The 15,980-nt window shown below is 52.8% G+C and carries 12 protein-coding genes and 1 other RNA gene; 11 read left to right on the top strand and 2 right to left on the bottom strand.

From position 1 onward, the window contains the following. The first annotated feature begins 2 nt into the window (after nucleotides 1-2). From smc to PSEBG33_RS27655, 10 genes are all read left to right on the top strand, one after another. A complete protein-coding gene (smc, locus tag PSEBG33_RS07480; RefSeq protein ID WP_005790324.1) occupies nucleotides 3-3,491 on the top strand; it encodes a chromosome segregation protein SMC in 3,489 nt (1,162 codons plus the stop codon). Nucleotides 3,492-3,750: 259 nt separating this feature from the next. After that, entirely contained in the window at nucleotides 3,751-4,614 is an 864-nt protein-coding gene (gene zipA / locus PSEBG33_RS07485; protein WP_005790323.1) for a cell division protein ZipA, read from the top strand. 87 nt (nucleotides 4,615-4,701) lie between these two features. Beyond that, nucleotides 4,702-7,068, top strand: a complete 2,367-nt coding sequence (ligA, locus tag PSEBG33_RS07490) for an NAD-dependent DNA ligase LigA (protein ID WP_005790321.1) — start codon at nucleotides 4,702-4,704, stop codon at nucleotides 7,066-7,068. 117 nt (nucleotides 7,069-7,185) lie between these two features. Next, nucleotides 7,186-8,352 (top strand): zinc-binding metallopeptidase family protein, encoded by a 1,167-nt coding sequence (locus PSEBG33_RS07495; RefSeq protein WP_005790319.1) that lies wholly within the window; start codon nucleotides 7,186-7,188, stop codon nucleotides 8,350-8,352. Nucleotides 8,353-8,487: 135 nt separating this feature from the next. Then, an RNA gene (gene ffs / locus PSEBG33_RS28270) (signal recognition particle sRNA small type) lies at nucleotides 8,488-8,584 on the top strand. Nucleotides 8,585-8,881: 297 nt separating this feature from the next. After that, the gene (locus PSEBG33_RS29405) at nucleotides 8,882-9,685 is read left to right on the top strand and encodes a hypothetical protein (RefSeq protein WP_157264175.1); all 804 of its coding nucleotides are present in this window, start codon (nucleotides 8,882-8,884) and stop codon (nucleotides 9,683-9,685) included. Nucleotides 9,686-9,713: 28 nt separating this feature from the next. Continuing rightward, nucleotides 9,714-11,069 (top strand): hypothetical protein, encoded by a 1,356-nt coding sequence (locus PSEBG33_RS07500; RefSeq protein WP_198287273.1) that lies wholly within the window; start codon nucleotides 9,714-9,716, stop codon nucleotides 11,067-11,069. 11 nt (nucleotides 11,070-11,080) lie between these two features. Beyond that, a complete protein-coding gene (locus PSEBG33_RS07505) occupies nucleotides 11,081-11,485 on the top strand; it encodes a hypothetical protein (RefSeq protein WP_005790314.1) in 405 nt (134 codons plus the stop codon). Nucleotides 11,486-11,487: 2 nt separating this feature from the next. Then, nucleotides 11,488-11,835, top strand: a complete 348-nt coding sequence (locus PSEBG33_RS07510; protein ID WP_005790312.1) for a hypothetical protein — start codon at nucleotides 11,488-11,490, stop codon at nucleotides 11,833-11,835. Nucleotides 11,836-12,215: 380 nt separating this feature from the next. Continuing rightward, the gene (locus PSEBG33_RS27655; protein WP_005790311.1) at nucleotides 12,216-13,946 is read left to right on the top strand and encodes a reverse transcriptase domain-containing protein; all 1,731 of its coding nucleotides are present in this window, start codon (nucleotides 12,216-12,218) and stop codon (nucleotides 13,944-13,946) included. 367 nt (nucleotides 13,947-14,313) lie between these two features. Here the strand turns inward: PSEBG33_RS27655 and PSEBG33_RS07515 are convergent, their stop codons facing one another. After that, nucleotides 14,314-14,934, bottom strand: a complete 621-nt coding sequence (locus tag PSEBG33_RS07515) for a recombinase family protein (RefSeq protein ID WP_005790309.1) — start codon at nucleotides 14,932-14,934, stop codon at nucleotides 14,314-14,316. A gap of 260 nt (nucleotides 14,935-15,194) precedes the next feature. Continuing rightward, nucleotides 15,195-15,446 carry a helix-turn-helix domain-containing protein gene (locus tag PSEBG33_RS28965; RefSeq protein ID WP_087945259.1) on the bottom strand — a complete coding sequence of 84 codons (252 nt, stop codon included), beginning with the start codon at nucleotides 15,444-15,446 and terminating at the stop codon, nucleotides 15,195-15,197. Between the two features lie 127 nt (nucleotides 15,447-15,573). Here PSEBG33_RS28965 and PSEBG33_RS27650 point away from each other — a divergent pair, with 127 nt between their 5' ends. After that, the gene (locus PSEBG33_RS27650; protein ID WP_032803670.1) at nucleotides 15,574-15,930 is read left to right on the top strand and encodes a hypothetical protein; all 357 of its coding nucleotides are present in this window, start codon (nucleotides 15,574-15,576) and stop codon (nucleotides 15,928-15,930) included. Nucleotides 15,931-15,980 lie beyond the last annotated feature (50 nt).

The following is a 15,980-nucleotide window of genomic DNA, read 5'->3' as shown; positions in this document are numbered from 1 at the left end:
GCGTGCGGCTCAAGTGCATCAAGTTGGCGGGGTTCAAATCCTTCGTCGACCCGACTACCGTGAACTTCCCCAGCAACATGGCAGCGGTAGTGGGACCCAATGGCTGCGGCAAGTCGAACATCATCGACGCCGTACGCTGGGTGATGGGCGAGAGCTCGGCGAAGAACCTGCGTGGCGAGTCGATGACCGACGTCATCTTCAACGGCTCCACCAGCCGCAAGCCGGTGAGCCAGGCCAGCATCGAACTGGTGTTCGACAACTCCGACGGTACCTTGGTCGGCGAATACGCCGCTTACGCGGAGATCTCCATTCGCCGTAAAGTCACACGCGACAGCCAGAACAGTTACTTCCTCAACGGCACCAAATGTCGCCGCCGGGACATCACCGATATCTTCCTCGGCACAGGCTTGGGCCCGCGCAGCTATTCGATCATCGAACAGGGCATGATCTCCAAGCTGATCGAAGCCAAGCCCGAAGACCTGCGCAACTTTATCGAAGAAGCAGCCGGCATCTCCAAGTACAAGGAGCGCCGCCGCGAAACTGAAAACCGCATCCGCCGTACCCATGAAAACCTCGCCCGCCTGACCGACCTGCGCGAAGAGCTGGAGCGCCAGTTGGAGCGTCTGCACCGTCAGGCCCAGGCCGCCGAGAAGTATCAGGAATACAAGGGCGAAGAGCGCCAGCTCAAGGCGCAACTGTCGGCCCTGCGTTGGCAGGCGTTGAACGATCAGGTGGGTCAGCGCGAAGCGATCATCGGCACTCAGGAAGTCAGCTTTGAGGCGCTGGTGGCCGAGCAACGTAATGCTGACGCCAGCATCGAACGCTTGCGTGACGGGCACCATGAACTGTCCGAACGCTTCAATCTGGTGCAGGGCCGTTTCTATTCGGTGGGGGGCGATATCGCTCGGGTCGAGCAGAGCATCCAGCACGGCCAGCAGCGTTTGCGCCAGTTGCAGGACGACTTGAAGGAGGCCGAGCGCGCCCGCCTGGAAACCGAGTCGCACCTGGGCCATGACCGCACCTTGCTGCTGACCCTCGGCGAAGAGCTGGACATGCTCACCCCCGAGCAGGAAATCACCAACGCCGCCGCCGAAGAGGCCGCCGCCGCGCTGGAAGAATCCGAAACCACCATGCACGCCTGGCAGGAGCAGTGGGATACCTTCAACCTGCAATCGGCCGAGCCGCGTCGCCAGGCCGAGGTGCAGCAGTCGCGCATCCAGCAACTGGAAACCAGCATGGAGCGCCTGGCCGAACGCCAGCGTCGCCTGCAGGAAGAGCGCGTATTGCTCGCCGCCGACCCCGAAGACGCGGCGATCATGGCGCTGAGCGAGCAACTGGCCGAAAGCGAAATGACGCTGGAAGAGTTGGAAGCCAGCGAAGAACAACAGGTGGAGCGCCTGGAGCAGTTGCGCCAGCAATTGCAAACGGCAACCCAGGCGCAGCAGCAGGCCCAGGGCGATCTGCAGCGGCTCAATGGGCGCCTGGCATCTCTTGAGGCCTTGCAGCAAGCTGCGCTGGACCCTGGCACCGGCACCGCCGAGTGGCTGCGCGACCAGCATCTGGCCGAGCGCCCGCGCCTGGCCGAAGGCTTGAAGGTAGAAGCCGGTTGGGAGCTGGCGGTGGAAACCGTGCTCGGCGCCGATCTGCAAGCGGTGCTGGTGGACGATTTTGGCGGCTTCGACCTGGCCGGTTTCGCCCAGGGCGATTTGCGTTTGCTCAGCCCGGCGGCCGACGGCACGCGGGTACCAGGCAGCTTGCTGGACAAGGTCGAGGCGGCGCTTGATTTGTCGCCATGGCTGGGCCAGGTCAAGCCGGTTGAGACACTGGAACAGGCCCTGGCCCAACGTGGTCAACTGAGCGCCGGCGAAAGCCTGATCAGTCGCGACGGTTATTGGATCGGCCGACATTTCCTGCGCGTGCGCCGCGCCAGCGAAGCGGAAAGTGGCGTATTGGCCCGCGGCCAGGAAATCGTCAACCTGATCGCCGAACGCGAAGAGCGCGAAGCCACCCTCGAAAGCCTGGAAACCGAACTGCAAACCCTGCGCGCCACCCAGCGCCAGCAAGAGACCGGCCGCGAACACCTGCGCCGCTTGTTGCAAGACGAAGCGCGCCAGCAAGGCGAATTGAAAGCCCAACTGTCGGCGAGCAAAGCCAAGGTCGAACAACTGACCCTGCGCCGCACCCGCCTTGACGAAGAAGTGGCCGAGATGGGCGAACAGCGCGCCCTTGAACATGAGCAGGTTGGCGAAGCGCGCCTGCAATTGCAGGAAGCCCTCGACAGCATGGCGCTGGATACCGAGCAGCGCGAGTTGCTGCTGGCCCAGCGTGACAGCCTGCGCGAACGCCTCGACCGCGTGCGCCAGGAAGCTCGCCAGCACAAGGATCACGCTCACCAGTTGGCGGTGCGCCTGGGCTCTCTGCGGGCCCAGCATGATTCCACGCGCCAGGCCCTTGAGCGCCTGGAGATGCAGTCCGAACGCCTCACCGAAAAACGTGAGCAACTGAGCCTCAACCTGGAGGAGGGCGAGGCGCCGTTGGAAGAGCTGCGCCTCAAGCTTGAGGAACTGCTCGACAAGCGCATGACCGTCGACGTAGAGCTCAAGACCGCGCAGATCGCCCTGGAAGATGCCGACCGCGAACTGCGTGACGCTGAAAAGCGCCGCACCATGGCCGAGCAGCAATCCCAATTGATCCGCGGCCAACTCGAACAACAGCGCATGGAGTGGCAAGCCCTCACCGTGCGCCGCAAGACCTTGCAGGACCAGTTGCTCGAAGACGGTTATGACCTGCATGGCGTGCTCAACACCCTGACCGCCCAGGCCAATGAGAAGGACGCCGAAGAAGAACTTGAGCGGATTGCCGCGCGCATTCAACGCCTTGGCGCCATCAACCTTGCGGCGATCGATGAGTACCAGCAGCAGTCCGAGCGCAAACGTTATCTGGATGCTCAGGATGCCGATCTGGTCGAAGCCCTGGACACCCTGGAAAACGTGATCCGCAAGATCGACAAGGAAACCCGCAACCGCTTCAAAGATACCTTTGATCAGATTAATGGCGGTTTACAGGCGTTATTCCCAAAAGTTTTCGGTGGTGGCAGTGCCTACTTGGAACTGACGGGCGAAGATCTACTCGATACAGGGGTAACGATCATGGCGCGGCCTCCGGGCAAGAAGAACAGCACCATCCATTTGTTGTCCGGTGGCGAAAAAGCCCTGACCGCATTGGCCTTGGTATTTGCCATCTTCAAGTTGAACCCGGCGCCGTTCTGTATGCTCGACGAAGTTGACGCGCCGCTGGATGACGCTAACGTTGGACGCTACGCTCGGTTGGTCAAAGAGATGTCCCAGACTGTGCAGTTCATCTACATCACCCACAACAAGATCGCCATGGAAATGGCGGACCAGTTGATGGGGGTCACGATGCACGAGCCGGGCTGTTCGCGTTTGGTCGCAGTGGATGTGGAAGAGGCGATGGCAATGGTGGAATCCTGAACCATGCCAGGAGAGAGAATTTACGGCACGTCGTAGGGCGATTTACCGGTCTGGCGAAAGTGGCAAATGGACATATTTGTTCAAGGCATTTTGACAGACGGTGTAAAGTTATCTTTGGTCGTGCTAGTTTAATGTCAATTTTTCGTATGCGTGGGCAAAACGTCAGTCAGAACATAGAGTTGGCGCCACGTTTTAAAGCGGTTTGCACGGTGCTAAACCCCTTATTTTTCAGCATTTTTTATTAGAGGCACGGGATTACATGGAAATCGGTCTGCGCGAGTGGCTGATCGTCATCGGCATCATTGTCATTGCCGGTATTCTTTTCGATGGCTGGCGCCGCATGCGCGGTGGCAAGGGCAAGCTCAAGTTCCGTTTGGACCGAAACCTGTCCAACTTGCCTGACGACGACGGCGCCGCCGAGCTGCTGGGGCCGCCCCGTGTGCTGGATACCCACAAAGAGCCGCAACTGGATGAGCATGATTTGCCGTCAATGAGCGCGCCGTTGCGCGAAGCCCGCGAGCCGTCCTCCAAGCGCGGCAAGCGTGGTGGCGCGGCGGTTGCCGAGCCGCATCAAGGCGACCTGAACCTGGACGTCGATGATGGCCCGAGCTTCAGCAGCCGTGATGACGACTTCCCCGACGAGACCCCGACCAAAAGCGCGCCACGCCAATCGGTAAACGATCAGCCGGCCGCCGAGGAAGTCCTGGTTATCAGTGTGATCTGCCGCGATGCCGGTGGCTTCAAGGGCCCTGCGCTGTTGCAGAACATCCTTGAGAGCGGCCTGCGCTTTGGCGAGATGGATATTTTCCACCGTCACGAGAGCATGGCCGGTAATGGCGAAGTGCTGTTCTCCATGGCCAATGCGGTCAAACCCGGCACTTTCGATCTGGACGATATCGACCTGTTCAGCACTCCGGCGGTGAGTTTCTTCCTCGGCTTGCCAGGCCCGCGTCACCCCAAGCAAGCGTTTGATGTGATGGTGGCCGCAGCCCGCAAGCTGTCCCAGGAATTGAACGGCGAGCTCAAGGACGACCAACGCAGCGTCCTGACCGCCCAGACCATCGAGCATTATCGTCAGCGCATCGTCGAGTTCGAGCGTCGTGCCCTGACACAGAAACGCTGAGGTTCGATCATAAGCGTTGTCTGTAGAATCCATGCACTAACATATTGAGCAGCTTCGGCTGCTCTTTTGCTTTATGAGAGAACACCCATGACCGCCGCCCACACCCGCATTCTCGAACTGCGCGCTGAACTGGATCAGCACAACTATCGCTACCACGTGCTTGACGAGCCGAGCATTCCGGACGCCGAGTACGATCGCTTGTTCCACGAGCTCAAGGCCCTGGAAGCCGAGCATCCGGAGCTGGTGACGCGTGATTCACCGACACAGCGGGTCGGCAGTGCGGCGCTGTCGGCATTCACCCAGGTCAAGCATGAGATCCCGATGCTCAGCCTGGGCAACGCCTTTGATGAAACCACCATGCTGGAGTTTGATCGCCGGGTGACCGAGGGCCTCGACCTGCCGGTAGGCGATCTGTTTGGCGCGGGTGCGGCAGTGGAGTACAGCTGCGAGCCAAAGCTCGATGGCCTGGCGGTCAGCCTGCTGTATCAGGACGGTGAACTGGTACGCGGCGCCACCCGGGGTGACGGCACTACCGGTGAGGACATCAGCGTCAACGTGCGCACCGTGCGCAATATTCCGCTCAAGCTGCACGGCAGCGGCTGGCCGGCTACTCTGGAAGTCCGTGGCGAAGTGTTCATGTCCAAGGCCGGGTTCGAACGCCTGAATGCCTCGCAGCTGGAAGTCGGCGGCAAGACCTTCGCCAACCCGCGCAACGCCGCGGCGGGCAGCCTGCGCCAACTGGACTCGAAGATCACTGCCAGCCGCCCGCTGGAATTCTGCTGCTATGGCATCGGCCAAGTGACTGCCGACATCAGTGACACCCATATCGGCAACCTCAAGCAGTTGCAGAAGTGGGGCATGCCGATCAGTCACGAACTGAAGCTGGCCAAGGGTATCCAGGAGTGCCTGGACTACTACCGCGACATTGGCGAGCGCCGTAATGCGCTGGGCTATGAAATAGACGGCGTGGTGTTCAAGGTCAACAGCATCGCGTCCCAGCGTGAACTGGGCTTCCGCGCCCGCGAGCCGCGTTGGGCGATTGCGCATAAATTTCCGGCGATGGAAGAGCTGACCGAGTTGCTCGACGTGGAATTCCAGGTTGGCCGTACCGGTGCTGTCACTCCGGTGGCGCGCTTGAAGCCGGTCAAGGTGGCTGGCGTGACGGTGTCCAACGCGACCCTGCACAACATGGACGAAGTGGCGCGCCTGGGGCTGATGATCGGTGACACGGTGATTATCCGCCGCGCTGGTGATGTGATTCCGCAAGTGGTCTCGGTGGTCACCGAGCGTCGCCCGGAGCACGCCCGCGCGGTGCAGATCCCCGAGAACTGCCCGGTGTGCGGCTCCCATGTGGAGCGCACGCAACTGGTCAAGCGCAGCAAAGGCAAGGAAACCGTCAGCGAAGGCGCGGTGTACCGTTGCGTCGGGCGCCTGGCCTGTGGCGCGCAGCTCAAGCAGGCGATCATTCATTTCGTCTCGCGGCGTGCCATGGATATCGACGGCCTGGGCGACAAGACCATCGAGCAATTGGTGGATGAGAAACTCATCGGTTCGCCGGCAGACCTCTACAAGCTCAAGTACGAACAGATCATCGACCTGGAAGGCTTTGCCGATATCTCCAGCAAGAAGCTGATCAGCGCCATCGAAAACAGCAAGACCCCGACCCTGGCGCGTTTTATCTACGCCCTGGGTATTCCCGATGTGGGCGAAGAGACCGCCAAGGTGCTGGCACGCTCCCTGGCCTCCCTTGAGCGTGTGCAGAACGCTTTGCCTGAAGTACTGACCTACTTGCCCGACGTCGGCCTGGAAGTGGCGCACGAGATTCATAGCTTCTTTGAAGACAGCCATAACCAGGATGTGATCGGTGCACTGTTGTCGCCGGACGAGTGTGGCCTGCAATTGCAGGAGCAGGGCGATCTGAGTGCCGAATTTGCTGCCAGCACCACCTTGGGCGGCTTGCTCGACAAGTTGCATGTGCCTTCCGTCGGGCCCGGCGCTGCGCAGAAATTGGCAGACAAGTTCGGCTCGCTGGAAGGCGTGATCAAGGCCGATTGGCTGGATATGCGCCAGGCCCTGCCCGAGAAGCAAGCCAAGGCCGTGCGCGAATTCTTCGACAACCCTGACAACGCCCACCATGCCCTGGCCATCGAGCAGCAGCTCAAGGACTTCGGCATGCACTGGCAGAGCGAGAAAAAGGTCGTTGAAGGCTTGCCGGAAGCCGGGCACACCTGGGTACTCACCGGCTCCCTGGAGTTGATGAGCCGCGACGTCGCCAAGGACAAGCTCGAAAGCCTGGGCGCCAAGGTGGCCGGTTCCGTCTCGGCGAAAACCCACTGCGTGGTCGCCGGGCCGGGGGCCGGTTCCAAATTGGCCAAGGCCAGCGAGTTGGGCCTTAAAGTGCTGGATGAGGAGGCCTTCGTCGCCTTCCTGGCCAGCCACAACATCAGCGTCTGACCTCTTCCTGTGGCGAGGGAGCTTGCTCCCGTCGGGCTGCGCAGCAGCCCCTCAAGAAAGCGGAACGATCTCGAGCGAGAAATGATCTAGTCTCTGTCACCCCAGGGAGAGATCGCCATGTTCCGTTACTTCGAGCAACTCAGTTCGCGCATCGCCGCCCCGTTCATGGCTCAAACCTCGCGCAACAGCAAGGTGTGGCAATGCCGCTGCGGCCAGTCTTTATTCTTTCGCAACAGCCAATGCCTGGCCTGCCAGGCAGTGCTGGGTTATCTGCCGCAGCAAAGCCGCCTGTCTTCCCTGCAACCCGGCCCTGTCGTTGACACTTGGCTGGCGGATGACGCGCCCGATGCCGGCACCTGGCGTCGCTGCGCCAACCTCGACTCACCGGCCGCGTGCAACTGGCTGATCCCCGCCCACAGCACTGGGTCGCTGTGCGTGGCCTGCAGCCTGAATCGCACTATTCCTGATCTATCCATCCCGGAAAACCCCGAACGCTGGCGCAAGGTCGAAACTGCCAAGCGTCGGCTGGTGGCACAACTGATCAGTCTGGGCCTGCAGGTGGTGCCCAAGAGCGTTGACGAAGACACTGGCCTGGCCTTCGACTTCATCGGGACTGACCTGGCAGGCAATGCGCCGACCACTGGCCATGCCAACGGCCTGATCACCCTCGATATCAAGGAAGCCGACGATGCTCACCGCGAAAAAGTCCGCGTACAGATGCGCGAGCCTTACCGCACCTTGCTCGGTCATTTTCGCCATGAAGTCGGCCACTATTACTGGGATCGGCTGATTGCCAACAGCCACTGGCTTGACGCTTTTCGCACCTTGTTCGGCGATGAGCGCGCCAGTTACGCCGAAGCGCTCGACCAGCATTATCAGAACGGCCCGCGCCCGGACTGGCAGCAAACCTGCGTCAGCGCCTATGCCACCATGCATCCCTGGGAAGACTGGGCTGAAACCTGGGCCCATTACCTGCACATGATGGACGCGGTGGACACCGCGTTGGGCTTTGGCATGAGCGCCCGCGAGATGGACCTGGACTACCAGCCGTTCCCGCTGACAACGCTGTATGACCCGGCACACCCCGGCGGCCCGGCGTTCCTCTCGTTCGTCAATGCCTGGATCGAGCTGGCCGGTATGCTCAACGAACTGTCCCGCGCCATGGGCCAGCCGGATTTCTACCCCTTCGTGCTGCCGCCGGCGGTGATAGCCAAGTTGCACTTTATCCACCTGGTCATCCAGGAAGAGGGCGGCAGAGCGGACGAGGTTCTGCAGGCTCAGTGATTGCTTCCGTGGGAGGGGTAATTGCAGAGGGCCATGGCAAGTACTTGAAGCTTCTCATTTTTTACGGTTGTAACTTCCGATCAGATCGGTACAATGGCGCGGCTTGCCGAGAGGCTTGCGTCGTTATGGTGACCCCATCGGTCCCCCCGCAACGATTACCCGTGAACCTGGTCAGAGCCGGAAGGCAGCAGCCACAGCGGGAACATTGTGTGCCGGGGTGTGGCTGGTGGGGTTGCCTCCATAACGCAAGTCCTTGAATTCTCAAGGATTTCTCAGTCAAAAATCTCGAAGTGTGACAACGTCTAAGTACACCTAAGTGGTGCATCTCTGAACATGCTAACCCATGGCTCAGACTAACCCTATCCTGTCATCGAAGATTCCTCCTACCGTCACTGGCGATGGCATATCGCTTTCACTGTGTAGCTGTTAACCTTGCGCTATGCAGGGATTTGCATATCCCGATTAAGTAACAATTTGAACGCCTCTGGCGTCATTTGGCGGGGATGGCTAAGTGGAATACGTTTGTTACGTGCCAGATCAAACGGAATGTACCGTTCTGTTGTATCAACAAAACCCCGAGCTTTATCGGGGCAATATTGCGTGCGATATTTGCCAAGAAAAATCGTGGTTTGTTAAAGGATTTACGACTGAAAAGTATTATCGAGCGCCTTGCTTCGCAGCCCATCATATCGATGGGTGTGGTAATAAGATAACCCTAATTCCAGATGATGACGGTATTGCGTCTCCAGGTGCTTTATCTGCAATTAATATAGATTTAGATAAGCAGCGTAAGCAAACCATTGATGTCGCTGTGCCTCAGTCAAAGTCGAAGAAAGAATCTAATTGGGGTGTTACTAGAAAGTATTCAAGCGTTGGTGATTACCCAGAAAACAAGTCACTTCGACAAATACTGACAAGCCTTGGTCGTGACCCCGATTTCCCAAGCTCTGATAAACTTGTAAGAATGGTTGCGGATGGCGGGAGGGTTGTCCTTGAGGGGCCGCTTGCAGATCATATAGTTTCACAGAGCAATATATCAGTCGCACCTCTAGGTGAGCCAAAAATATTTTGGGGAAGAATAAATAATGTCAATAGGCAGAATGGAGTTCTTTGGCTGAACTGTGGTAACTATAAACGTGAGCCAAGTATTTTAATTGATGATGATGAGCTGGAAGATCAGCTCATTGAGGATTTTCGATTGAAGGATGTTGATGAGTTGCAAGGCGCTGATTTTATTGTGGTGGGCGTTGCGTTTCAAGCAAGTAATGGGAAGCCATATATAAAGTTTGGATTTACAAAGTACGTGGCCTTTAGAAAGTATAGGTTGGAATAAGCTCGGGGTGTTTATGTTGAGGCCACGTTTGACGGATTATCATGGTATTTACAAGGGGCAGTCCGAATTAGATTTTGCTGTTCAGTTTTTTGATGAAGATATTCCTCTTTATATTGATCCCTTTTTACTTTGGAAGTCTCCTTCTCTGCAGGATCAATCACTACATACAACCATTGTAAATTCGTTTAATCACCTAAACTTCCTTTTGAAGAAAGGAAAAGAAACAGATGCTTTAGAGCTGTTAATTAACATCTCAGAGTGTCCTGAGGTTGGATTGGGGGTTTCAAAAAATAGGCGCGGAGTACGTTTGGGTAGAAGCTATGCTCAAGAGGTACTTAATTTGTTTTCACGAATTGAAAGCTATAGTAAGTTTGGTTTTACGCATTTTGAAGTTATTCAGTTGTATGTGAGTGGCGTTTCAAAAGATCGGGTGAGTGATATAGCTTGTAATTTCATAAAGTCGTTTTTAATTGATTATACGGTTTCTCAGTGTGAAGTTCATGGTATACCATTAGAAGGGGTGGTTCTTGATTCGATATACGGTTACCGAGAGAATAAGCTCTTGGTTAATCAAAAAGTTTATTTGCCTGTCAATCCTGAGACAAAAGAGCCTATTATATTTACTCCGAAGAGGTGGCTTCGATTTTCTCCGTGGATAAATTACGATAACTATTTCCAGTCATATTGCCCTCGTGATGAAATTTTTAACCCGGGCGAAGCTGTCGAGCGTGTTCAGGTTTTAAATTACAATCGAGACAATTATGGCGTGGTTGAAGATTACGTAGCAAATAGAGTTAGGCAGTCAGCGGACTGTGTTAATGATCCTTTGTTTAGCCAGATACCTGTATTGTCAGCTAAAAGGAAATTGGACGAAATACTTAAACTAAAATCAGGTAAGGAAGATGGTGCTGATTGGAAGTACGAAAAACTCTGCTCTGAGCTCCTCGCCTCATTGTTTTACCCTAATCTGGACTTTGCGGTAGAGCAAAGCAGAACTGAGTCCGGCAGACATGTGAGAGACTTGGTGTTCTATAATAATAGAGATGTGGATTTTTTAGACGAGGTTTTTTCGGAGTTCGGCAGTCGGCAATTGGTGTTTGAAATGAAAAACGTTGCGAAAATAGAACGTGATCATATAAACCAGCTGAATCGATATTTGCAAGGAGGCTTTGGGTCTTTCGGTGTGTTTTTAACTCGGAATGATCTCCCCAAAGTGATGTTTCAAAATACCATCGATTTATGGTCGGCGCAGAGAAAGTGTATTATCGCCGTTACTGACGCTGACCTAACTTTAATGGTTGCACTTTACGAAAGTAAGCAGCGTAGCCCCTTAGATGTTTTAAAGAAAAAGTATATCGAATTTCGACGTGCATGCCCATCTTGAGGTGAGTATTTATGAATAGAAAAGACGTGGATGTGTTTGAAAAGCTCTCTGGTCAATTAATCAGTACGTATGAGGAATTGTCCGTTCTTTCAAAGAAAAGCCCAAACGATGCTCTGAATAAATTTAAATTGAAGTTTGTTAATTCGTTGTTGGCAGAAAGTAACGTGTTTTTAACTGATAGGTATAGACCATTTCTAGACTTTGAAGTCTTTGATGTGGATGATATTCCCCAGAATAGTGATGTGGTTTTTATTCTCGCTCAATATATCCAATGTTTTGAAAAGCTACGTGCAGACAATGTCGCTCTCCGTAATGGTGGATGGAGTTGGCGACTGGAAGCGGCTCCAGGGGAAGTAGGTGATGACAAAGGCCATATATGGATCCGCACCGTAAAACCAAAAAATCTTAAGGATTGAGTATGAAGAAAGGTGAGTTAACGATCAGTAATCAGCAGGCGGAACTGTACGAAGTTACCAAGCCGCTGTTGCAATCAATGTACGAAGAGTTTAAGGAGTTGAGTAAGAAAAAGCCTGAGGCGGCTCTCAGTAAAGGGAAAGTAAAAATTGTTAATAGGCTTCTTGAGCGCGTGCGCGAGGTTTTGGTCGGAGAAGCGTCAATGGATTTTCTAGATTTATTTGATGAGGATGATATTCCTCAGAATAGTGATGTTGTCTTGATGCTTTCTCAATATGTTGCAGGCATGGCAGCTTTCAAAGAAAAATATTATGGTTACAACGGGAGGGAGAATGTTTGGTTTACAAGCTAGAATCCAGCGACGGACTACCGAGCAATATATTATATAGAAATGGTTCAGTCGCTTCTTTACTAGCTATTGTAGTTGTTAAGGCTGGGTTGTACTCTGTAGTCGCGGCCCGCTGTCGGTCCGGAGCATCTTAGGTGGAGCTACGCCATCGTGCTCCTGATCGCTGGGGCACTGTGGCGACTTCTGCGAGAGTGAAATCTTTTCTACCGGTGGCTCTGTAGTTCTAGATTTGCTGAAGCTTTCATGCTAACGTCTCATTGCCCTCGTCCGGGATTAAACTTGGTTGATTTAAATGCGACCATAAGGAACAATGCTACAAGCAACTGCTCAGCGTTCTGCTAATGGTCCGCTGAATGGATAACTCGAAGTGAATAGGGTGAAATATGGACGAGGGCTCTTCAGTCGACGAGAGTTTGAGGCTGACTAGTGAGTCAGATGTAGATGACCTAGCTAATATTCTTGGCACGACTTATCCAAAGATTAAATATTTTTACTATAGTAGGCGCGTGGCGAGCCACTATAGTACGTTCTCCATTCCTAAAAAAAACGGTGGCAAACGACAAATTTCGGCACCAGACAATCATTTAAAGGTTCTTCAAAAGAGACTGGCTCGCCAACTTTCATTTCTATATAAACCCAATCCGCGTGCTACTGCATTTTTAAGTAATTCCTCAATTGTTCGTAATGCAACCTTTCACACTCGTAAGAAATTTGTATTCAATATAGATCTGAAGGATTTTTTTCCTTCTATCACATTCGCTCGCGTGCGAGCTATGCTAATAAGTAAGCCCTATAGCTTAACCCCGGAAACCGCGACAGTAATTGCGCACTTAGCAACCGTTGATGGAAAGCTTCCACAAGGCTCACCTTGTTCTCCTGTTATATCTAACATGATTTGCGCTTCTCTAGATACGCAGTTGCGCACTCTCGCGAAGAAACATAAGGCGAGCTATACTAGATATGCAGATGATATTACCTTTTCTTTTTATGTTCCTATGCTTTATTTGCCAGAAGATATTGTAGTGCTGGATGATAAAGAGGGTGGGAAAACACATCACGTAGTTTCTGTCGGTACCGTGCTGAGCGAGATTATTTCAAAGAAAGGCTTTAAGATAAACTCTAAAAAAGTAAGACTTCAGCGACGAGATGAAAAACAGGTTGTCACTGGTTTGGTTGTTAATCAAAAAGTTAATGTTGATCGACGATACATACGTAAAACTTCAGCTATGATCCATTCGCTTTTCATTATTGGTGTGGATAAAGCGAATATTATTCATAAAGCGAAGTCGCCTGAGTCGTCCAGCGAGTTATCTGCGCATGTTTTTGGTCGACTTTTATTTATTCATCAGGTTAAAGGTGTGGACTCTCCGGTGTATAGGCGTTTGGCGATGCGCTTCAATCAGCTTGAGACGCCTTACAAAGCCCCTCTAGCGAAGTTCGTTGAAGTGCATGAAGATGCAGGGATGAAACACAATCAGTTGAATATACGTCGCTGTTGGGTTATTGAAAATGAACAATGGGGGACTCAGGCAACAGGATTCATGCTTGAAAATAATCTAATGATTACTTGTGCGCACGCATTTAATTATAAATTGAGTGAAAAGATTGACTCAGATATAGAGTACGCGATTGAAAATAATTGCGATGAGGTTTTATTTAAAGATTGCGTAGTACATCGGGTGAATGAGAGAGCAAAAAAATATTCAGCAAAAGCGATATTTTTAGACAAGCATCGTGATCTAGCTATAGTGTCTATAGATCAGACAGACGAAAGATTTGAGTTTTTCCGTTTGGAGGAAAATTTGGAAGTCGAGATAGGGGATAAGGTATCGGTACTGGGGTTCCCTAATTTCAAAATTGGGTCTACTGATGTTTGTAGATTCTGGGCCGCGGTAAGTGGTAAATATATTAGGTCTACCATCGAATGCGGCAGTATCGATAAAGTGGTTTATAGCGGAAATAGCGGAGGACCACTAGTAAATTCTAATCAGCACGTTGTGGGCGTGATTAGGCGTGGCGCCGCTGGTGATCCAGAAGGGACGAACGAGTTTGTGTGCACTTCCGAAGTTTTTAAGGTTCTCAAGGAATATCAATCAACACTCGTAGTAGGTTGATACTAAGATGCAGGTCAGAACACATTCGATATATTACTCAAACACTGAGCGGTGGAGCTAAATTTTGCTCACGACGTCACATGCTCCTCAAGAGATTAAATCCCTTCGAATTTGAAAGCCTGATTTCAGGTTGAGCGCATATGTTCGAAGTATTGAAATCCAGCAGATGGGTGTAGGGGAATTGGATGTTGGTCGCCAGCGCTTGACGGGGGCTTACTATATACACGGGGACGGCCTCATAATCACCAAATCCCTGAGTGGTAGCTGTTTCATTCTGTGTGTGAGCCTTGGTAGATCGAGTATGGATTACTTGTAATTGATCCCGAAGCCACTACTGCGCCTAGTCTTTATCACCGCACTCTGAGACTTAGGCGAACTCGCGCTTGATCCGGTACACCGTTGCAATACCACAATCAGCGAGCTTTGCAACCTGCTCAGCAGACATTGTTGGATGCTGAGCCATCAGTGACTTCACCTGATTCCACAACTTGGTATTCCGCCCCTTACCCAATGGTTTCCAATTCGGCTCTGCAAGCTTTTTGTTCTCTAACCCTTGCTTGATTCGTTCCACACGTTTGTCTTGATCTAGCCGTGCCATGGTCGCCATAAGATCAATTAACATGTTGTTGATCACATCCATGATTTGCCCAGTTATTCCCTTCGCTTCAACCAGCATGTGACTGGTAGGCAAGTCAGCTACAACAAGCCGCAACCCCTTAACCTTGATCGTGCCCTTGAGCGTGTCCCAGTCAGCTTGTGAGAGGCGACTCAGGCGGTCTACAGACTCTACCAATAGCATGTCTCCACTCTCGGCAGTATCGAGCAGAGCAAGCAGTTGAGGACGATTTAGCTTGGTTCCGCTGATGTTCTCCGCATACACGCCAACGATGCTCAACCCTTTCTCGGCAGCGAACAACTCAAGGGCTGCTTTCGCACGATTGGCATCTTGGTCTTTGGTCGAGGCTCTGAGATAAAGGTGGGCATTCATGGCTGACTATCCTTTGGTTTATTAAGTTGATAGAGCAATGATAAATTATCAATAGTCTATTTTGAATAGATTTTTGATAAATAAATGCAGGGGCGCTGGACTGACTGCTGACTATCGGAGAGCTAGAGTCCTTTGATAATGCTAAGTGACGAAGCTTTGGGGGGGGGCGGAAGTGATCGAAGGATGTTTATCCATAAGGTTCCACTGTGGCTTGTCGCGTCGCAGAATTGGTGATCATAATTCAGCCATCATTGGCCGAATCAATTGCTCGCCTTAATCGCCTTCTCCAACTCCTCCACCAATTCGCAAAGACTGACTCCTAGCACCGCACAGAGATCCCGCAGTTGTACGATATCTAAACGGCGTGTGCCGCTTTCGACGTCACTCATAAACGATTGTGGGCGATTCAGCGCCTTTGAGCACTCCACCTGAGTCAGTCCGGATGCCTTCCTATATTTTCTCAGGAGTGAAAGCAGTGCAGCGTGTTCCGGTCTATAGATTGTCTTGGGCACGGCGGGCTGTCTCGGAAAGGTCAGCCTCGAAAGATATATCTGATTTCCAGATATCTGATTTTCAGATATTATGAGTTTTTTGCGCAGTCATCGGTGAGGGCGGCAGCCAGTCATGAAAGGAACAATTATGAAAAACTCCTCAGCTGTAGCAATAACGTTGGGCATCACTATCTTGTGTGCTCAAGCAGCACAAGCCGGTAATAAGCTTTCATCCGTACAAGGCGCTACAGACCTGTATTCTCTCAAGCTTGAACTCTGCGTGCCTGATAATTCCTACTGCACAGAGTTTCCAGTCACGGAGAAAACAAGTCATATCTACATGCACGATATTTTGTCTTGCACTCAGACGGGAAAAGGGCTTGCCCTCATGAAGGCTAATGAGCGCGATAAGGAAAATGAGCTTGTCTACAAGGTGACCTGCTCTAGCCGGAGCTATAGCGCACCTATCGTCAACTCGTACATTCCCTCCAAGGACTTCATGTAGAGCTAGCATTTATATTCTGCCCATGACAACAGCCTCACCTGCTGTTGTCA

It is taken from the genome of Pseudomonas synxantha BG33R (genome assembly GCF_000263715.2).
GTDB lineage: Bacteria > Pseudomonadota > Gammaproteobacteria > Pseudomonadales > Pseudomonadaceae > Aquipseudomonas > Aquipseudomonas synxantha_A.
Note: the sequence above shows the minus strand (reverse complement) of the source record. Positions and strands in the feature narration are given on the sequence as shown.